The organism is Zafaria sp. Z1313, from assembly GCF_050563205.1.
In the GTDB taxonomy this organism is placed as follows: domain Bacteria; phylum Actinomycetota; class Actinomycetes; order Actinomycetales; family Micrococcaceae; genus JAZDCJ01.
Genome location: NZ_JBNWUK010000006.1, coordinates 112,208 through 127,661 on the forward strand (window position 1 = coordinate 112,208; position 15,454 = coordinate 127,661).

A 15,454-nucleotide genomic window follows, 5' to 3' on the forward strand; every position below is an offset into this window, starting at 1 on the left:
CGGCCGGGGCCGGTGGAGAGGGGGAGTGATGAGCGGAGCGGACGAGGCGTGGCAGGAGCTGCGTCGTCGGGCCCGGTGGGCCGTGGAGCACGTCGGAGGCGCGCGGACACTGCTGCTCGAGTTGGAGTCGATCCGGTGGCAGTCCGCCGCGGGGACGGCGTTCCATGGGCAGTTGCGCCGCGTGGCCTTCCAGCTGGCCGTCCTGTCGGCCGGCCTGCAGGCGCTGGAATCGGAGGTCGGTGTGGCGGCTAGCCAGGCGGCCGCGGCCCGGGAGGAGCTCCTGGCGGCGCTCCTGCGCGCGTCGATCGGGACGCTGCCGTGAGCACCGCGGGCGGGTACCTGACCCGCGGCGGCATCGGCGGGGCCGACTTCAGCCTCGCCGAGCTCGAACGGGCCGTCGGCACGCTGGCCGCCGCCGCGCTTCGGCTCCAGGCGGCCTCCGACGAGCTCGACGGTTCGTGGCCCGCGTTGGGGCGGATCCTGGCCTCCGACCCGCTCTTCGCATATCCCGTCGATGCGAGGCTGCGGCGGGCGAGCCTCGCGACCCGGGTTGAACAAGCGGAGCTGACGGCCTTCGCGCTCGCCGTGCGGTCCAGCCGCGAGGTCTACGAGCGCGTCGAGGCCGAGGTCGAGCGCCGGGTCAACGAGCTGCGCGGGCACGTGCCGGTCCTCCTGTTGAACTACGCGGCCGAGTCGCCCGGCCCCTACCCGTCGACGCGCGTCACGGAGGACGTGATCAACCAGTCGCCGGCGCTGCTCGGCATGGCGCTGCCGCTGCTCTTCCCGTCGGCGTTCCCCGTGGCCGCAGGGCTCGGCAGGCTGCGGGACCGCCGGCACGGGGGCGACTTCGACACCACGGTGGCCGAGAGGCTCTATCCGCAGCTGGCGGGAGCCGCGCAGGTGATGGGCTGGGTCCGGATCGGGCCGGTCCAGGTGCGCGGGGCGACTCCGGGGAGGACCGTGCAGTTCGGCGGCGACCTGGAGGCCGTGATGGAGCTCCAGCGACTGGCCGAGATGGACCGGGCCGGCCACGGGGCCCTGGGCGTGGCCACCGTGCCGACGCCGCGGGGGAGGGTGCACGTCGTCTCCCTGCCCGGGACACAGCCGCAGGTGCCCGGGCAGCTGAACCCGTGGGACACGGGCGGGGTCGTGGAGGCGGCGGGGCTGGGCAGCCAGCACACGGCCGCGGCCGTGCTGGAGGCGCTCGAGCGGGTCGGCGCGGAACCCGGCGAGGCCCTCGTGTTCACGGGATACAGCCAGGGCGGCATCCACGCCGCCAACCTGGCCGCCGATCGGAGGATCAACGGGATCTACGACGTGGAGCACGTCGTCACGGTCGGCTCGCCGGTGGGCAACATCGAGCTCCCCGACGGAGTGCGGGCGTTGCATCTGGAGCACCAGCACGATCTGGTCCCCGGGCTCGACGGCGCCCCGAACCCGGACCTGGCGGGGAGGGTGACCGTGTACTTCGCGGACTACGCCCCGGGCGTCGATCCCGCCTCGACCGACGCGGGCGGCTTCGGGCCGGCCCATAAGCTCGAGAACTACCGGCACCTGGCCGCGGCGCTCCCCACGGCCGGGGCGGCGGGCATCGACGACGCGGCCCCGGACCCGGTGGTGGTGGAGGCCCAGGCGGCGCTCGGCGCGGTCTTCGCCGGGGCGGGTACCGCGACGGTGCGGACGGTGCAGCTCGTCCGGAGCACGCCCCACGCGCTCGACCGGCCCGGCCCTGGCCCCCTCGGGTCGCCGACCCGGCCGGGAAACGAGCGCGAGCGGAGGACCTGGGGAGCCAAGGGGTACCGGCTACCGTGAACGGCCATCGCCGGCCGCCGAGATGGCTTCGATGCGATTCGGCGCCTTCATGGCGGCCATCTCGCGGCGCATGCAGCAAGTCAGCGCCGCGCGGTCAACCGGGGGCCGTCGTCGGGTGGAGAAGGTCGCGGATGATCTCGGTCGTGTCGTTCATTCCGTAGAGCTTGTCGAGGGTGGCCAGAATCTCGGAGACGGCGAGGGCCGGATGGTGGCGTCCCGTCCGTCGGGACATGGCTTGGACCGCAGCCAGGCCCAGATCGGGGCTCATGCTCACGGTTTCGTAGGCGAAGTCCCGTGCGCTGACGATCTGGATCCCGGCCGGCACCATTTCGGGAGGGAAGTCGCGCAGGTTGTCCGTGACGATGCTTCCGGCGCCCGCGACGACCGCTGCGGCCAACACGTGTTCGTCATCGGGGTCCGGAAGGCCATAGGTTCCCTCCAGGCCTTCCCAGTCACGGACGATCGAGTCGTCGAAGACGGTGCGCATTCGGGTAGCCAGGTGGTGGGCCTTGGCTTGGGCGTCCTCAGGGCGGTCTCCGCGTTCGAGACGCTTGATCTCCTCATTGACTTCGACCTCGTTGAGGATCGCCTCGCTGAAGACGAAACGGTACGCTCCCTCGAAGGCCAGGGAAAGGACGAAGTCCCGTTGCGTGCTGGGCCAAAGCACGCAGCTGTCCAAGAGCGCGGTGAACATTCGTCCCTATCGTGTCACCGTCACGCGGTCCTGCGGCGGCGCGCGGCCTCGCGGCGGGCCTCCTTCATCCTGTTGGCCGTGGTCTGGGGGTCCTCGTCGTCCACGGCGCCCAGAGAGGCAAGGGCCGCGTACTGCTCTTCCTTGCGGGACTCCTGGTAGGCGAGAACGTCCTCGAGCCGGACCCTGCGGTGCGTGCCTGGCTTCTCGAAGGGAATCCGGCCCTCGTCCAGGAGCCTGACGACTGTGGGCCGCGTGACGCCCAGGAGTTCGGCTGCCTGTTGAGTCGTGAGCGTCAGGGAGCTCGGGGTGAGAGTGACGGCGAGCCCCTTGCGCATGGCCTCGACGGCCTTGACGAGAACCTGATAGACCTCGTGGGGGATCTCCACCTGGTCCCCGGTCTCCGAACCGGAGAGGAAAAAGCGCGGTTCCGGCCGGAATCCCGTCTTGGCCGTGTGGGCCTCGATGAAGTCGTAGAGTTCCCCGGTGTCCGGTGCCTCGGGCGCGAAGAACGTTTCCTTACTGGCGGCGCTGGTACGCATGGAGTCCCTCACCCATCACGATCGATGGCCTTTCGTTTCTTTCGTTTCTTCGATCGTAGCCGCGGCGAATGGCCGAGTCCAGTGGGACGGGAAGGCTGGTCGGATACCCAGACATGATCTGCGGTGCGCGTCCATCAGCGGGGCATGCCCCAAAGGGCGCCACGGCAGTCTCCTGCTGGGCGGAGAACCATGCAGAAGGACCGTCAGCTTGAGGCGTTCTGTGAGGCTGGATTGATGGGGCAACGCGGCCTACGGCTTCCGCTTCCGTCGCGCCATCAGGAACGCGGCCAGCACGGCGCATGCCAGATAGGTGGCGGCGACGGCGACCCATCCGCCCTGGAATCCGCCCGTCGCGCCGATGAACGCACCCATGACGAGGGGTCCCAGCGTGAAGCCCGCGAACATGCCGGCGGAGACGATCCCGCTCGCCGAGGCCATCGACGTCGCCGGGACGCTGCGCAGCAGGGCGGCCATGAGGACCACGGAGACACCGAGGGCCGAGGCGCCGTGCAGTGCCACCGCGAGCCACAGGAAGCCGGCCATGCCGGTGGCGCCGGCGGCGAAGAACACGCCCGCCCCGGCCAGCGCCAGGAGCGCCAGGGCCAACAGGAGGACCGGGGCGGCCGTCCCGCGGGACATGACCCGTCCCCAGCCCACGCGCGCTGCCACGCCGATCGCGCCCGCTGCCGCCGCGGCGGCACCGCCGAGGACCAGGCTGAATCCCAGCTCACGGACCGCGAACAGCGGCAGGTACACATTGGTGGCCTGGACGCCCAGGCCGTTGAGGAAGCCGAAGGCGGTCAGCGCGGCGATGATGAAGTGCTGCTCCCGGTACGGTACCGGGCCGCCCGGGGGACGGGTCGGCGTCGTGCCCGTGGCCGGTGCCGGCGTGACGGACGGGCCCGCGCGGCCGGCGTCGAGGGCGAGTGGCGGGACCGCCGAGAGGGCACGGAGCGTCAGGAGCAGGAGGACGCCGGCGAGTACCGCGCCGAGCAGGGAGGCGCCGCGCCAGCCGATCCACACCGCGAGGGCCGGGAACGCCAGGCTCGCCACGAGCTGGCTGGCCTGCACTCCCGACTGCTTGATCCCCGTCCAGCCGATCCGCTGCCCGGCCGGGACGCGTTGGAGCAGGATCCGGTTGGTGACGCCGTTGGGGAAGGACTGCGCGACGCCCGAGAGCCCGGTGGCGGCCAGGAGCAGCCAGTAGCCGCCGGGGACGGCGGCGAGCGCCAGGGCCAGCCCGGCCAGGACGAAGACGGCGGTCATCAGGACGCGGTCGGAATGCCGGTCCGCGAGTCGGCCCAGGGCCGCGTTGCCGACTGCTGCGCACGCGAAGCAGGCCGTCGCCAGCAGGCCGAACTGCGCGGCGCTGATGCCGAGGTCGGCGATGACCAGGTCGCTCGTGGCGCTCAGCCCGTACGTCAGGAGCGGGCCGATGCCCACGGCGCCGAGCAGGACGGCGAGCAGTCCGGGTCCGGCCGTCCGCCGCGCCGGCCTGCGGTCCACGGTGGTCCCGGTCCGCGTCTAGTCGCGGCGGCCGGGCAGGACCCAGCCGATGACCGCGGAGACCACGCTGATGATGATGGAGCCGAGCACGGCGTCCCAGAAGAACGTCTCGACGTGGAAGCCGATCGGCGTGTAGCCGGTGATCCACGACGTCAGCATCAGCATGGCGGCATTGAGGATGATCGCGAACAGGCCCAGGGTCAGGCACGTGATGGGCAGCGAGAGGAAGCCGATGACCGGCCGCACCACCGCGTTCACGAGCCCGAAGACGAGGCCCACGAACAGGTAGGAGAGCACGACGCCGGCCGTTTCGTTGCCCGTCGCCCGCGTGGCGGCCTCCGAGCCGACGGTGATGCCGGGCAGGATCCAGGCCGCGGCGGCGAGGGCCAGGGCGTTGACGATGACGCGGACGACGAAACTCAGCATGCCCCCATCCTCACACAGCACGGACCCTCCGGCGTCAGGCGGGCAGGGGCGCCGCGGCCCGGAGCATCGCCTCGATCTGCTCCTTGCAGCCGCCGCACCCCGTGCCGGCCCGGCAGGAGGAGCCGACCTCCTCGACCGTGGCGCAACCGGCGTCGAGCGCCGCGGCGACCTCGCCGTGGGTCGCCCCGCTGCACCGGCACAGCACGTCCCCGGGACCGGCCGGCCGGGCGGCCGCCGGCGCCCCGGCGTCGTCGAGGCGGAACAGGGTGCTGCGGTCCGCCGGAAGTTCCGTCCCGCGCTCGTAGAGCAGCACGAGCTCGGCGGCCGTGCGCGGCATCCCGATCGCCGTGAAGCCCGTGAGGACCCCGTCGCGCGTCACCATCTTGCAGTACCGCCCCGCGCGCGGATCGGCCCACACCGCCACCCGTTCCGGTCCCTCGTGCCACGGCCCCGGCGTCGGATCCCCGCCCGTGGACAGGTCGATCCCGCGGGCCTTGAGCAACAGCACCGCGGCCGGCTCCGGGGGCAGCGGCGCGAGCCCGTCGTCGGCCGGCTCCGGCCCGCCCGCCGGCGGCGCGGCGTCCAGGGGCCGCGCGGCAAGGTACCCGGCGAGCCAGGCGGCCTGCGTCCACCCCGGCCCGATCAGGCCCGAGGGCCCGCGCCCCTCGACGGCGGCGCAGTCGCCGATCGCGAATACGCGGTCCTCCGTGTCCGCCCGCAGGTTCCGGTCCACGCGGATGCCGCGCTCCACCACGAGCCCGCAGCCCTCGGCGAGCTCGCCACGGGCCCGCACGCCCACGGACAGCACGAGGAGGTCCCCGGCAACCACCGTGCCGTCGTCCAGCTCGAGCCCCTCGAACCCGGCGCCGTGGCGGACGGCCACCGCCTTGGCCCGCAGCACCACCTCGACGCCCGCGGCGCACAGGAGCGAACCCAGGAGCCGCCCGGCGTCGTCGTCCAGCGCGCGGGACAGTGGGTGGCCCCCGTGGTGCACGAGCACCGCCTGCCCGCCCTGTTCCTGCACGGCGAGGGCCGCCTCGACGCCCAGGATCCCGCCGCCGAGGATCACCACGCGCCCGCCGGAACGGACCACCGGGAGCAGGGCCCCGGCGTCGTCCAGGTCCCGCAGCGCCACGACGCCGCCCGGGAGCCGCGGCTCGACGTGCGGCGTGAAGTCCAGCCCGCGCAGCGTCGGCACGACGGGCCGGGCGCCGGTCGCGAACACCAGGCGGTCGTACGCGACGGCCCCGCCGTCCTCCAGCAGCACGAGGCGGCGGGACCGGTCCACGCGGCGCACCGCGGTGCCGAGGCGCACATCGACCCCGGCCGCCGTGAGCTCGCCGGCGTCCGCGAGCGAGATCCGCCCGGCCGTCGCCCGCCCCGTGCCGACCTCCGCGACGAGCACGCGGTTGTACGCGGCGTGCGGCTCGGCGCCGAGCACGGTCAGGCGGAGCGTGCCGGCCTCGACGCGGGGCAGCAGTTCCTCGACGAGCCGTGCCGCGACGGGGCCGAAGCCGATCACCACGACGTGCTCGGCCGCCGTCACGGCGCCACCTCCGCCCCGAGCGGGGTCAGCGTGACGCGGCTGTTCTTGAACGCCGGCATGAAGCTGTGCGGGTCGGTCGCCGTGGTCGTGAGCAGGTTCGCGCTGCCGGTGCCGGGGAAGTGGAACGGCACGAACACCGAATCCGGCCGCAGGTCCGGGCTCAGCACGGCCCGGACCACGATGCGGCCCTGGGCGTTCTCGAGGGCCACGGAGTCGCCGTCGGAGACCCCGCAGGCCGCGGCCGTGGCCGGGTTCAGCTCCGCCCGCGCCTCGGGCTGCGCCGCTGCGAGCCCCGCCACGCGGCGCGTCTGCGTCCCCGACTGGTAGTGCTCGAGCAGACGCCCGGTGAGCAGGGTCAGGACGTGGCCCCGCGCGCCGGTTCCGGACCCGGGAGCACGACGCCGGGGCCCGCGCTGCCCGCCCGCGTCGCCGGCGGGCACGGGGCCGGGTTTCACCGCGACGAGGCGGGCGCGGCCGTCGGGGTGGGCGAAGCGGTCGAGGAAGAGGCGGGGCGTGCCGGCCGGCTCGGCGCCGGCCGGGCAGGGCCAGTAGCGTTCGGCGCCGGCGTCGAGGTCCGCGTAGTCGATCCCCGAGTAGTCGGCCAGCCCGCCGCGCGAGGCCCGGCGCAGCTCGGCGAAGACCTCCCGCGGGTCCACGGGGTAGCGGCCCGGGGCGTCGAGCCGCCGGGCGAGCTCGGCCAGGATCCACAGCTCGGACCGGGCCCCCGCCGGGGGCTCGGCGGCGCGGCGGCGGCGCAGCACGCGCCCCTCGAGGTTGGTCATGGTGCCCTCCTCCTCCGCCCACTGCAGCACGGGCAGCACGACGTCGGCCTCCGCCGCCGTCTCGGAGAGGAAGAAGTCGGCGACGACGAGGAAGTCCAGGGCGCGCAGGCCGTCGACGACGCGGGCGGCGTCGGGAGCGGAGACCGCCACGTTGGCGCCGTGGACGAACAGCATCCTCGCGCCCCCGGGCATCCCGAGGGTGTGCAGGAGCTCCGTCGCCGGGACGCCGGGTCCGGGGATGAGCGATTCGTCCACGCCCCAGGCCTCGGCGACGTGCGCGCGGTGGGCCGGATCGGTGATCTTGCGGTATCCGGGCAGCTGGTCCGATTTCTGCCCGTGCTCGCGCCCGCCCTGGCCGTTGCCCTGCCCCGTGAGCGTGCCGTAGCCGCCCGCCGTCGTACCCGGCAGGCCCAGCAGCAGCGCGAGGTTGATCGCCGCCGTCGTCGTGTCCGTGCCGTTGGCGTGCTGCTCCACGCCGCGCCCGGTGAGGACGTAGACGCGGGGCCCCCCGGCGCGGGCCGCGCGGGCGGCGGCGCCGAGGCGGTGCGCGGCCTCCCGGATGAGCGCGGCCGGGACGCCCGTGACGGACTGGACGCGTTCGGGCCACCACGCCGCGAGCGAGCGGGCCACGGCGTCGCGGCCCTGCGTGCGGGCGTCGAGGTACGCCTCGTCGGCGAATCCGTCGGCGGCGACGACGTGGCTGATGCCGAGCAGTAGCGCGAGGTCCGTGCCGGGGGTCGGCTGCAGGTGCAGGCCGCCGCCCTCGGCCGTGAGCCGCGCCGTGGCCGAGCGGCGCGGATCCACGACGATCAGGCCGCCGGCGTCCCGGGCCCCCTCGAGGTGGCGGACGAACGGCGGCATGGTGTCCGCGACGTTGGAGCCGAGCATCAGGATGGTCCCCGCGCCGCCGAGGTCCGCGAGCGGGAACGGGAGTCCGCGGTCCAGGCCGAACGCGCGGTTCCCGGCGGCCGCCGCGGAGGACATGCAGAAGCGGCCGTTGTAGTCGATCCGCGAGGTGCCCAGCGCCAGGCGGGCGAACTTGCCCAGCTGGTAGGCCTTCTCGTTGGTGAGCCCGCCGGAACCGAACACGGCCACCGCGTCTGCCCCGTGCCGGGCCCGGATCGAGCGGGCGCGGTCCGCGACGAGGTCGAGCACCTCGTCCCAGGGGGCAGGGGCAAGGTCTCCGTCGGCGCCGCGCACGAGCGGGGCGGTGATCCGCTCCGGATGGTCCAGGAGCTCCGCGGCGGAGAAGCCCTTGCGGCACAGCGCTCCGCCGTTGGTCGGGAACTCGCGCCCCTCGATGCCGAGCGCGCCCGCGGGGCCGGCGTCCGGCGTCGTCCTCCCGGCCGCCGGCCCCCCGGGCGTCAGCGTCATCGCGCACTGCAGGGCGCAGTACGGGCAGTGGCTCGCGGTCCCCGCGGCCGGCATGCTCAGACCCCCTGCCGGGCGAACGCGGTGCCGGGGCGCAGGTAGCAGAACCAGGTCACCGCGAGCATCAGCAGGTAGGCGGCGACGAAGCCCGTGAACGCCGCGGCGTAACCGCCCGTCGCGCCCGCCGAGGCGCCGAGGGCCTGCGGGATGAGGAAGCCGCCGTACGCGCCGATCGCCGAGATGAGCCCGAGGGCCGCGGAGGCCTTGCGCTCCGGGGTGATCGTCCCCGGGTCCCCGCCGCCCGGCAGCAGGTCCAGCGAGCGCAGCGAGAACACCGTGGGGATCATGCGGTAGGTCGAGCCGTTGCCGATCCCGCTCGCGGTGAACAGGAGGATGAACAGGCCCAGGAACACCCAGAAGCTCCCCGACGGCAGGGTGAGGATGACGGCCGTGGTGATCGCGGCCATGACCGCGAACGCGGCCACGGTGACGCGGGCTCCGCCGATCCGGTCCGCGAGGCGGCCGCCGAGGGGCCGGGCGAGGGAGCCGACGAGGGGGCCGAGGAATGCGAGCGAGAGCGAGGCGCCGAGGACGGCGAACGTCGAGAACTCGGGGAAGGTGTCCTTGATGAGCTTGGGGAACACCGCGGAGAAGCCGATGAAGGAGCCGAACGTGCCGATGTAGAGCAGGGAGATGATCCACAAGTGCGGTTCGCGCAGCGCCGCGAGCGCGCCGGAGACGTCGCCCTTGGCGTGGGAGAGGTTGTGCATGTGCTTCCGGGCGCCCCACGCGGCCCACAGGATCAGCGGGATCCAGACGAGCCCCGCGAGCGGCAGGTTCAGGGCGCCGGCCGCGAACGCGGTCACGGCGATGGGGACGACGAGCTGTGCGACGGCGGCGCCCAGGTTGCCGCCCGCGGCGTTCAGTCCCAGCGCCCAGCCCTTTTCCCGGGCCGGGTAAAAGTAGGTGATGTTGGCCATCGAGCTGGCGAAGTTGCCGCCGCCGAAGCCCGCGGTGCCGGCCAGGAGCAGCAGGACCCAGAAGGGCGTGGCCGGGTTGGAGACGGCGAGGGCGAGCCCGCCCGCGGGGATGAGCAGCAGCAGCGCCGAGACGATCGTCCAGTTCCGCCCGCCGACCTTGGCCACCATGAAGGTGTACGGGACGCGCAGGGTGGCGCCGACGAGGCTCGGCATGGAGATGAGCCAGAACAGCTGGCCCGTGGTGAGGTCGAACCCGGCGGCCGGAAGGTAGATGGCCACGATCGACCACAGCTGCCAGACGACGAACCCGAGGAACTCGCAGAAGATGGACCACTTCAGGTTCACGCGGGCCGTGGCCCGGCCGACGCCCTCCCAGAAGTGGGGGTTCTCGGCGTCCCAGTTGTCCACCCAGCGGCCGGGGCGCACCGCGAGGGCGGGCGCGGTGCCGGTGCGCAGTTCGTTGACGGTGCTCATGGTGCCTCCTGGGGCCCGGTGGTGCGTGGTGTTGCCTCCACGATCCCAAGCGCAGGTTTCGGGGCGTGTTTCCGTGTGTTGCGGTTTGCGAAACCGTCGCTCACCGGGCGCCGGGGTCCGCGTGAGGTCCGGGGCGCGCGGTGGCGGGCTCCGGCTACGCTTGAGGCATGACCCACGAGAACACCGTGCTGCCCAACGAGGTGCAGCCACGCCCCGTCCTTGACAGGCTCCCGAAGTACGCTGCCGGAAAACCTCCGGCCGCCGTCGAGGGCCTCACCCCGTTCAAGCTCTCCTCCAACGAGAACCCGCTGCCGCCGGTCCCCGGCGTGCTCGCGGCCATCGAGCGCGGAGTCGACTACAACCGCTACCCCGATCCGCTGGCGACGAAGCTGCGGAACGCGTTGGCGGGCTTCCTCTCCGTCCCCGCGGAGGACATCGTCACCGGCGCCGGGAGCCTCGGCGCGCTGAACCAGATCCTGCAGACCTTCGCGGGCCAGAACGACGACGGCGTGCCGGACGAGGTCGTCTACGCCTGGCGCTCGTTCGAGGCCTACCCGATCTGCGTCGGCACCGCCGGGGCCCGCTCGGTCCAGGTCCCCGTGCTCGCGGACGGCCGGCACGACCTCGACGCAATGGCGGCCGCCGTGAACGACCGCACCTCCGTGGTGCTGCTGTGCACGCCGAACAACCCGACGGGTCCGGCGCTCACGACGGCCGAGGTGGAGGGCTTCCTCGCGAAGGTCCCCGCCAACGTCCTGGTGGTCATCGACGAGGCCTACACCGAGTTCGTTCGCCTCGACGACGCCGTCGACGGGATCGAGATGTACCGGAAGCACCCGAACGTCGTTGTGCTGCGGACCTTCTCCAAGGCCCACGGACTGGCGAACCTGCGCGTGGGCTACTCCGTGTCCCAGCCGCACATCACCCAGTACCTGCGCGTCATGGCGACGCCGTTCGCCGTGTCCTCCCTCGCCGAAGAGGCGGCCTCCGCCTCGGTTGAGAACATCGAGCAGGTTGTGGAAAGGGTACAAACCCTCGTCGACGAGCGGGACCGCGTGGTGGAGGGCCTGCGGGCGCTCGGCTGGGAGGTCCCCGACGCGCAGGGCAACTTCGTCTGGCTCGGCCTCGGCGCCGATACCCCGGAGTTCTCCCGGCTCGCGGGGGAGCAGGCGCTCTCGGTGCGGGCCTTCGGCGAGGAGGGCGTCCGCGTGAGCATCGGCGAGGCCGAGGGCAATACGCGCTTTCTCGAGCTTTGTAGCAAGTATCCAAAAGCGCCACGCCTTTCCTAGCCGGTAACAGAACGCGGCCGGGCGCCGCGTCGCCGTTAGGGTTGGAGGAGCACTTCCGTTATATGCCTCCCGCGGAATGCATTCCGCAGGAGGCATATTTCTGGGCGGGGGAGCCGAACGGCACGGGCGAACGAAGGGTTGGGCGCATGGCAGGCAACGCACGGGGAGCGGCCGTGGACAGGGTGGACGGCTCGTCCGCGCGCGCGCAGGACGGCCGCTCGGACGCGGGCGAAGGCGTGGGCGTGGATATCGACGCCGACCTGGTCCAGCTGCTCGCGCCGGACGGCACGCTCGGCGCGGACCCGGTCTACTCGGCCTATGTCGGGGACGTCGACGCGGCGATGCTGCGCGGCTTCTACCGCGACATGGCGCTGACCCGCCGCTTCGACGCCGAGGCCACGGCGCTGCAGCGCCAGGGCCAGCTCGCCCTCTGGGTCCCGCTGCGCGGCCAGGAGGCCGCCCAGATCGGATCGGGCCGCGCGACCCGGCCGAACGACTACATCTTCCCGACCTACCGCGAGCACGGCGTGGCCCTGACCCGCGACGTCGACTTCCCGCAGATGCTGCGGATCTTCCGCGGCATCTCCAACGGCGGCTGGGACCCGCGGGAGAACAACTTCCACATGTACACGATGGTGCTCGCGGCCCAGCTGCCGCACGCCACCGGCTACGCGATGGGCGTGACGCGGGACCAGGCCGGCTGGGACCGCGCCCGGCTCGAGGAGGACGGCACCGCCGTCGTCGCCTACTTCGGCGACGGGTCCTCCTCGGAGGGCGACGCCCACGAGTCCATGGTCTTCGCCGCGAGCTTCAACGCCCCGGTGGTCTTCTTCTGCCAGAACAACCAGTGGGCCATCTCGGTGCCCTTCAGCGTCCAGTCCAAGGTCCCGCTCGCCCGTCGGGCCGCGGGCTACGGCATCCCGGGCGTGCGCGTCGACGGCAACGACGTCCTCGCGGTCCTGGCCGTGACCCGCTGGGCGCTCGAGCGCGCCCGCCGCGGGGAGGGCCCCGTGCTCATCGAGGCGCAGACCTACCGCATGAGCGCCCACACCACGGCGGACGACCCGACGAAGTACCGGCTCAGCACGGACGAGGAGCCGTGGGCGGCCAAGGACCCCCTGACCCGGCTCGAGCGCCACCTGCGCGCCTCCGGCCAGGCCGACGACGCGTTCTTCGAGGAGACGGCCGCGGCGGGCGACGAGATGGCGGCCCGCGTGCGCCGCGAGGCGCTGGCCTTCCCGGCCCCCTCGCTCGAGGACGCGTTCGGCAACGTCTACGCCCAGGCCCACCCCCTCATCCAGGAGGAGCTGGCCTGGCACCGCGAGTACGAGTCCGGATTCGCCGACGCGGGGGAGGACGCCCGATGACCACCATGACCATCGCCAAGGCCCTCACCGCGGGGCTGCGCCGCGTCCTTGCGGAGAACCCGAAGTCGCTGCTGATGGGCGAGGACATCGGCCGGCTCGGCGGCGTCTACCGGATCACCGAGGGGCTCATCGACGAGTTCGGCACTGACCGCGTCGTCGACTCCCCGCTCGCCGAGTCCGGGATCGTCGGCACGAGCATCGGCCTGGCCCTGCGCGGCTACACGCCGATCGCGGAGATCCAGTTCGACGGCTTCGTCTTCCCCGCCTTCAACCAGATCACGACCCAGCTGGCCAAGATGCATGCCCGCTCCGAGGGCCGGCTCACCGTACCCGTGGTCATCCGGATCCCGTACGGCGGCGGCATCGGCTCGATCGAGCACCACTCGGAGTCCCCGGAGGCGCTCTTCGCCCACACGGCCGGCCTGCGCATCATCACGCCCTCGACCGCGAACGACGCCTACTGGATGATCCAGCAGGCCGCGGCGTGCCCGGACCCGGTGATCGTGTTCGAGCCCAAGCGCCGCTACTGGCTCAAGGGCGAGGTGGACACGGAGAATCCGGCGCCGGACCCGTTCACCGCCCAAGTGGTCCGCGAGGGCACCGACGCCACGATCGTCGCCTACGGCCCGCTGGTCCCCGTGGCGCTCGCGGCCGCCGAGGCCGCCGTGGAGGACGGGCGCAGCATCGAGGTCGTCGACCTGCGCTCGATCAGCCCGATCGACTTCGACACCGTCACCGCCTCGGTGCTCAAGACCGGCCGGCTGATCGTCACCCACGAGGCCCCGACGTTCGGCGGCATCGGCGGCGAGATCGCGGCCCGCGTCTCCGAGCGCGCGTTCCTCTCCCTCGAGGCCCCGGTCATCCGGGTCGGCGGATTCCACATGCCCTACCCCGTCGCGAAGGTGGAGGAGCAGTACCTGCCGGACATCGACAAGCTGCTCGAAGCCCTCGACCGTTCCTTCGCCTACTAGCCGAGCCCGCCCAGGAGGCACCGTGAGCACCTTCAATCTTCCCGACGTCGGCGAGGGCCTGACCGAGGCGGACATCGTCTCCTGGAAGGTCCGGCCCGGCGACGCCGTCGAGGTCAACCAGGTCTTCGTCGAGATCGAGACCGCCAAGTCGCTCGTCGAGCTCCCGAGCCCCTTCGCGGGGACCGTCACCGAGCTGCACGCCTCCGAGGGGCAGACCCTCGAGGTCGGCGCGCCCCTGTTCTCCGTCCAGGAGGCGGGCACGACGCCGGACGCGCCCTCCCAGCCGGACGCCGGCTCCCAGCCTGGCGCCGGGGCGACGGAGGCCCCGGCCGAGGCGGTTCCCGAAGCGGGTCCCGAGGACGTTCCCGGAGTGCTCGGCGAATCCGGGCTGCCCGGCCCGCTCGTGGGGTCCGGGCCCAAGGCCGATCCGGTCCGCCGCCGCGCTCGCACGAGCCGGCCGGCGCCGTCGTCCGCCGTCGCCGCCCCGGCTTCCACTCCGGCCCCCACCCCCGCCGCCGCAGCGGCCCCCGCGAGCCGGGCCCCGGCGTCGTCCCCTCCGGCCTCCCCCTCCCGCCCGCAGCTGCCGCGGCCCGACGTCGGCGCGTTCATCGGCCGCGTCCTCGCGAAGCCGCCCGTGCGCAAGATCGCCAAGGAACTCGGCATCGACCTCTCCAAGGTCCCCGGGACCGGCGGCCGGGGCGAGGTCACGCGGGAGGACCTGCGCTCCTACCAGGCCCAGCGCGAGGCCGAGCAGGCCGCCGCGCCCACGTTCTGGACGCCCGGGCCGGGGCTCGACGGGCGGATCGAGCGGATGCCCGTCAAGGGCGTGCGCAAGGCGACCGCGAAGGCCATGGTGGAGTCCGCGTTCAGCGCCCCGCATGTGAGCATCTTCGTGGACGTCGACGCGTCGCGGACCATGGAGTTCGTGCAGCGGCTGAAGAAGTCCCGTGACTTCGAGGGCATCCGGGTCTCCCCGCTGCTGATCCTCGCCAAGGCCGTCATCTGGGCCGCGGCCCGCAACCCCAGCGTCAACGCGAGCTGGGTCGACCTCCCGGACGGCACCGCGGAGATCCAGGTCAAGCACTTCATGAACCTCGGCATCGCGGCCGCCACCCCGCGCGGCCTGCTCGTGCCCAACATCAAGGATGCGCAGGACCTGAGCCTCAAGGAGCTGGCCGTGGCGCTCAACGGGCTCGCCACGACAGCCCGCGCGGGCAAGACCCAGCCCGCGGACATGCAGCACGGGACGCTGTCCATCACCAACATCGGGGCGCTCGGGATCGACATCGGCACGCCCATCATCAACCCGGGCGAGGTCGCGATCGTCGCGTTCGGCACCATCCGGCAGAAGCCCTGGGTGGTCTCCGGCGAGGTCATCCCGCGCTGGATCACCACGCTCGGCGGATCGTTCGACCACCGCGTCGTGGACGGGGACCTCTCGGCCCGGTTCATGGCGGACGTCGCCGCGATCATGGAGGAGCCGGCGCTCCTGCTGGATTAGCCGCGGCCCTCCGGCGGTGTCGGGGAAAGCATTGGAATACGTGCGGCGACCCTGCATCTTCCCCGACACCGCGGAGGGGCGTCGGGGGATCGGGGGCACGACGCCGACTGGAGGGGGCGTCTCGTGAGCTGACGCCCCAAACGTCACCGATTCGCCGCCGCACCGTTCTCGAGGCGGCGCATCGACCGGTGCTACG

Annotated in this window: 13 protein-coding genes; 6 read left to right on the forward strand and 7 right to left on the reverse strand. The window is 73.1% G+C overall.

The features are described 5' to 3' along the window. The first annotated feature begins 28 nt into the window (after window positions 1-28). Complete coding sequence (locus ACQ3I4_RS08220) at window positions 29-322, forward strand: hypothetical protein (RefSeq protein WP_430633305.1); 294 nt, start codon at window positions 29-31, stop codon at window positions 320-322. Beyond that, on the forward strand, window positions 319-1,812 hold the full coding sequence (locus ACQ3I4_RS08225) for a hypothetical protein (protein WP_430633306.1): 1,494 nt from the start codon (window positions 319-321) through the stop codon (window positions 1,810-1,812). The genes ACQ3I4_RS08220 and ACQ3I4_RS08225 overlap by 4 nt, the downstream gene beginning before the upstream one ends. 94 nt (window positions 1,813-1,906) lie before the next feature. On the opposite strand, the gene ACQ3I4_RS08230 is transcribed toward ACQ3I4_RS08225, so the two are convergent. The 7 genes from ACQ3I4_RS08230 to ACQ3I4_RS08260 form a co-directional block, all read right to left on the reverse strand. After that, window positions 1,907-2,479: a PIN domain-containing protein gene (locus ACQ3I4_RS08230; RefSeq protein ID WP_430633307.1), complete on the reverse strand. Its 573-nt coding sequence runs from the start codon at window positions 2,477-2,479 to the stop codon at window positions 1,907-1,909. Between the two features lie 47 nt (window positions 2,480-2,526). Further along, a complete protein-coding gene (locus ACQ3I4_RS08235) occupies window positions 2,527-3,045 on the reverse strand; it encodes a helix-turn-helix domain-containing protein (RefSeq protein WP_329861209.1) in 519 nt (172 codons plus the stop codon). 249 nt (window positions 3,046-3,294) lie between these two features. Then, the gene (locus tag ACQ3I4_RS08240) at window positions 3,295-4,551 is read right to left on the reverse strand and encodes an MFS transporter (protein ID WP_430633308.1); all 1,257 of its coding nucleotides are present in this window, start codon (window positions 4,549-4,551) and stop codon (window positions 3,295-3,297) included. An 18-nt stretch (window positions 4,552-4,569) separates the two neighbouring features. After that, on the reverse strand, window positions 4,570-4,977 hold the full coding sequence (locus ACQ3I4_RS08245; protein ID WP_329861206.1) for a phage holin family protein: 408 nt from the start codon (window positions 4,975-4,977) through the stop codon (window positions 4,570-4,572). 34 nt (window positions 4,978-5,011) lie between these two features. After that, window positions 5,012-6,523, reverse strand: coding sequence for an FAD-dependent oxidoreductase (locus ACQ3I4_RS08250; RefSeq protein WP_329861205.1), 1,512 nt, complete (start codon window positions 6,521-6,523; stop codon window positions 5,012-5,014). Then, entirely contained in the window at window positions 6,520-8,733 is a 2,214-nt protein-coding gene (locus tag ACQ3I4_RS08255) for a molybdopterin oxidoreductase family protein (RefSeq protein ID WP_329861204.1), read from the reverse strand. Before ACQ3I4_RS08255 ends, ACQ3I4_RS08250 begins: the two co-directional genes overlap by 4 nt. Window positions 8,734-8,735: 2 nt before the next feature. Beyond that, window positions 8,736-10,130, reverse strand: a complete 1,395-nt coding sequence (locus tag ACQ3I4_RS08260) for an MFS transporter (RefSeq protein WP_329861202.1) — start codon at window positions 10,128-10,130, stop codon at window positions 8,736-8,738. Window positions 10,131-10,297: 167 nt separating this feature from the next. Between ACQ3I4_RS08260 and ACQ3I4_RS08265 the strand changes: the two genes are divergently transcribed. The 4 genes from ACQ3I4_RS08265 to ACQ3I4_RS08280 all read left to right on the forward strand — a co-directional run bounded on the left by ACQ3I4_RS08265 (window position 10,298) and on the right by ACQ3I4_RS08280 (window position 15,258). Then, a complete protein-coding gene (locus ACQ3I4_RS08265; protein WP_329861201.1) occupies window positions 10,298-11,419 on the forward strand; it encodes a histidinol-phosphate transaminase in 1,122 nt (373 codons plus the stop codon). Between the two features lie 146 nt (window positions 11,420-11,565). Then, window positions 11,566-12,786: a pyruvate dehydrogenase (acetyl-transferring) E1 component subunit alpha gene (pdhA, locus tag ACQ3I4_RS08270; protein WP_329861199.1), complete on the forward strand. Its 1,221-nt coding sequence runs from the start codon at window positions 11,566-11,568 to the stop codon at window positions 12,784-12,786. After that, window positions 12,783-13,757 (forward strand): alpha-ketoacid dehydrogenase subunit beta, encoded by a 975-nt coding sequence (locus tag ACQ3I4_RS08275; RefSeq protein WP_329861197.1) that lies wholly within the window; start codon window positions 12,783-12,785, stop codon window positions 13,755-13,757. The genes pdhA and ACQ3I4_RS08275 overlap by 4 nt, the downstream gene beginning before the upstream one ends. Window positions 13,758-13,779: 22 nt before the next feature. Continuing rightward, the gene (locus ACQ3I4_RS08280; RefSeq protein WP_430633309.1) at window positions 13,780-15,258 is read left to right on the forward strand and encodes a dihydrolipoamide acetyltransferase family protein; all 1,479 of its coding nucleotides are present in this window, start codon (window positions 13,780-13,782) and stop codon (window positions 15,256-15,258) included. Window positions 15,259-15,454: the final 196 nt, after the last annotated feature.